The 3,537-nt window shown below is 65.8% G+C and carries 3 protein-coding genes; 2 read left to right on the forward strand and 1 reads right to left on the reverse strand.

Translation table 11 applies throughout. The features are described 5' to 3' along the window. Positions 1 to 542: 542 nt before the first annotated feature. Positions 543 to 1,844 carry a tyrosine--tRNA ligase gene (gene tyrS / locus CXY82_RS00210; RefSeq protein WP_233199087.1) on the reverse strand — a complete coding sequence of 434 codons (1,302 nt, stop codon included), beginning with the start codon at positions 1,842 to 1,844 and terminating at the stop codon, positions 543 to 545. 146 nt (positions 1,845 to 1,990) lie between these two features. On the opposite strand from tyrS, the gene CXY82_RS00215 reads away from it, so the two are divergent. Beyond that, positions 1,991 to 2,653 carry a winged helix-turn-helix transcriptional regulator gene (locus CXY82_RS00215; protein WP_104169169.1) on the forward strand — a complete coding sequence of 221 codons (663 nt, stop codon included), beginning with the start codon at positions 1,991 to 1,993 and terminating at the stop codon, positions 2,651 to 2,653. Continuing rightward, positions 2,650 to 3,336 (forward strand): hypothetical protein, encoded by a 687-nt coding sequence (locus CXY82_RS00220; protein WP_104169170.1) that lies wholly within the window; start codon positions 2,650 to 2,652, stop codon positions 3,334 to 3,336. Before CXY82_RS00215 ends, CXY82_RS00220 begins: the two co-directional genes overlap by 4 nt. The last annotated feature ends 201 nt before the right edge of the window (positions 3,337 to 3,537 follow it).

Consider the following 3,537-nt stretch of genomic DNA (forward strand, 5'->3'; position numbering starts at 1 on the left):
GCAAGTTTGAAACTGACAGAACAAATCATTACTGACTTGCTTTGTTGTTTAAATGTTTTCCAAAGGAATCTCTTCCGCGGTGCCCCCTAGAAAGGAGCCCTACGGCCGAGGTTTTTGGCATTTGACATTGTGCACGCTGTTGAGTTCTCAAGGATCGGACGCACTCGACTTCAGGCCCCACGGGCTGTCGCTTCGAGGCAACTTGTATAACTTAGCTGCCCGACTAATCCCTGTCAAATCACGGAAAGCAGCCGATTCCGAGTGCGCCAAAGCGACTCGGACAACCACCCACCAGACCAGACACGCAGCCGGAGAGAGTTACCATCTTAGGCCTCCCCCACACTCACCTGAAACAGGAACAAGCATGAGACGAAGCGAAAAACTGTGGTTCCACGTGAGGCCGGGAAGCTCTGCGGCTTTCCGCACCTGTGGGGTACGTTTGAATACATTACGGCCGTCACACCGGGCCGTCAAAACCAGCAACCGCCCGGGCGTGTCACGCCCCAACAGGGCGGAACGACCAGGCGACATCCGTCTCTGAATCAGACGACGAAAACGCCGGCCAGGGTCTTCTTCCCGCGGCGGAGCACGGCCACTCCCCCGGGAAGCACGGCACCCTCGATGGTCTGGTCATCGCTCAGCACCTTCACGTTGTTGAGATAGACCCCACCCTGGCTGATGGCACGGCGGGCTTCGCTCAGACTCATGCTGAGTCCGGTGTCGACCAGCAGCTGCACCACGGGGGCGTGCGGGGCGGTCGTCGTGTTCGGGAGTTCTCGCAGCGCGGCTTCGAGGGTGGCCTCGTCGAGATCGGACAGCTCACCCTGGCCGAAGAGGGCATGCGCGGCCTGGATGGCGGCATCCGTCGCGGCACGGCCGTGAACAAGGCTGGTCACGGACACGGCGAGCGTGCGCTGGGCGAGGCGTTTGAACGGTTCCGTCGCCACGGCACCCGCGAGCTCCTCGATGTCGGACCGGGTGAGGAAGGTGAACACCTTCAGCCGGTTGAGGACATCGGCATCGTCGGTGTTGAGCCAGAACTGGTAGAACGCGTACGGGCTGGTGAGGGTGGGGTCGAGCCAGACCGCGTTGCCCTCGCTCTTGCCGAACTTGGTGCCGTCGCTGTTCGTGATCAGCGGGGTGCCGATGGCGTGGGCGCTCTCCCCCTCCGCCTTGCGGATGAGGTCGATGCCGCTGGTGAGGTTGCCCCACTGGTCGCTGCCTCCGGTCTGCAGCACGCAGCCGTACGTGCGGAAGAGCTCGAGGAAGTCCATCCCCTGAAGAACCTGGTAACTGAATTCGGTGTAGCTGATGCCGACGTCGGAATTCAGCCGGGCGCTCACGGCATCCTTCTTGAGCATGCTGCCGACCCGGAAGTACTTGCCGATGTCGCGCAGGAAATCGATGGCACTGAGCGGGGCGGTCCAGTCCAGGTTGTTCACCAGGGTGACGGCGTTGTCGCCCTCCGAGCTCAGAAAGCGCGAGACCTGGGCCTGGAGGTAGCCCACCCACTCGCCGACGACATCCCGAGAGTTCAGGGTGCGCTCGGCCGTGGGGCGCGGGTCACCGATCAGCCCGGTGGACCCGCCGACCAGGCCGAGGGGCTTATGCCCGGCCAGCTGCAGCCGGCGCATGAGCAGCAGCTGCACGAGGTTGCCGAGGTGCAGGCTCGGGGCGGTCGGGTCGAAGCCGCAGTAGAACGTGACCGGCGGGCCGGCGAGCAGCTCACGCAGTTCGGTGGTGTCGGTGGACACCTGCACCAGGCCTCGCCAGGAGATCTCCTCCCAGACGTCGTCGAAGGTCGGGTCGTTGGCTTGCAGGGCGAGGATGGCTGGATCTGACACGAGCCAAGGATATCAGCGCCCGACTCGCTGCCCGGGAATTCAGGACCACACCTTGATCGGCAAATATTAAGCCTATAGGCTGAATTGGTGTAGATTCATCGTGGAAGCTTCATATCAGCCCGCCAACTCCGTCGGAGGTCCCGCCCATGTTCGTCATCACGGCCGACCAGGTCGACAGCCGCAACGATCGCGATCGGGCCGGCGAGATGATCGCCGAGCTCGTGGCCGCGTACGGCCCGGCGTTCACGCTGCCGCCCGACCAGACGTCCGGCGATGAGATCCAGCTACTGCTGCCCGACGCCGGCACGGCCCTTGCCGCCGTTCTCGCGCTGCATCGCGCGGGCCATTGGAGCATCGGGCTCGGCATCGGCGAGGTGCGAACCCCTCTTCCAGAAACAACCCGGCAGGCCTCCGGCGGTGCGTTCGTCGCGGCGCGGGCGGCCGTGACGCGGGCAAAGAAGGCCGAGGCCCGGTTCAGTCTCGAGGTTGATCCGGCCGCTGGCCGTACTGCTGGCCGTACTGCTGGCCGCTCTGCTCCGCTGCTCGACGCCGACGGGGTGGAAGCGCTCATCACCAATCTGCTGCTCCTTCGCCAGCGTCGCTCGCAGGAGGGCTGGGCGGCCATCGACCTGCTGGCGAGCGGGATATCCCAAGTGGAGATCGCCGCCGAGCTCGGCATTTCCCCCGCCGCCGTCAGCCAGCGCATCCGAATCGCCCTCTGGAGGGTCGACCAGTCCGCCCAGCCCGCACTCGTTAGGCTGCTGGAGAACCTCGAGCACGCCACGACCGAAACGGACCCTGCCGCATGATCTCCTCGTCCTTCCCGATCGTTGCCTACCTCTACTGGATGTCCCTCCTGGTCGTCACCACCGGCTCGCTGGTCTTCGCCATCCTCGCGTTCCGGCACCAGAAGCCGCAGTTCGCCGCGGTCTCCGGCGGCGCCCTCGCTGCGGCCCTGATGATCGCCGCCCTCCCCTCGCCCGGAGGCGCGACCGTGTCGGCCGTGCTCCTCGGCATGGTGGCCCTCGGTCTCGCCGTGGTCGGCGGCGGCCCGGCGGCGCTGCTTGCGCTGAGGCTGGCCACGAACAACTCCGTGCCCCAAGGCCAGCACGGCGGGATCCTGGTCGAGAACGGCGGCGCTCCCGTGACGCCGGAGTCGGGCCGCGCGTCCGGGGTTGATGCCGGCGCACCGGATGCACCGGTTGCCACCGGTGCACCCGATGGTGAGGGGACGGCCGGAACGCACGGCACTTTCGTGCACGAGGTGCTGCGCGGTGGATTGATGATCGGAATCCTGGAGCGCCTCGCCGTAACCGGCGCGATCCTGGCGGGCTTCCCGGAGGCCATCGCGGTCGTCGTGGCGATCAAGGGCGTCGGCCGCTTCACCGAGCTGGCCACGGCCGAGGCCCGGGAGCGGTTCATCATCGGCACGCTGGCGAGCTTGATCTGGGCGTGCGCGTGCGCCGCCCTGGTGCAGATCGCCCTGACGTAGGCGCCCGTCGGCGGTCGAGCTTGCCGGGACCCGGTGACCCGAACCTGCCGCGCGACCCGGGACATGCGTGCCGATCGCGCTGACGTAACCTCGGAGATTTTCGCGACACGCCGGTCGGAACGCCTGGGGTGACCCGGTGTTTCCGGACAGTCCTCCTGAATTCAGGATTGGATAGACAAATGGAACACGAGAAACACAAAC

Origin of the sequence: Cryobacterium sp. M23 (assembly GCF_002929655.1) — a bacterium.
GTDB classification, from domain to species: domain Bacteria; phylum Actinomycetota; class Actinomycetes; order Actinomycetales; family Microbacteriaceae; genus Cryobacterium; species Cryobacterium sandaracinum.

What these genes read in the sequence shown, in the direction of transcription:
- CXY82_RS00215 (WP_104169169.1), top strand. Translation starts at nt 1,991, where the DNA reads ATGTTCGTCATCACGGCCGACCAGGTCGACAGCCGCAACGATCGCGAT.
- CXY82_RS00220 (WP_104169170.1), top strand. Translation starts at nt 2,650, where the DNA reads ATGATCTCCTCGTCCTTCCCGATCGTTGCCTACCTCTACTGGATGTCC.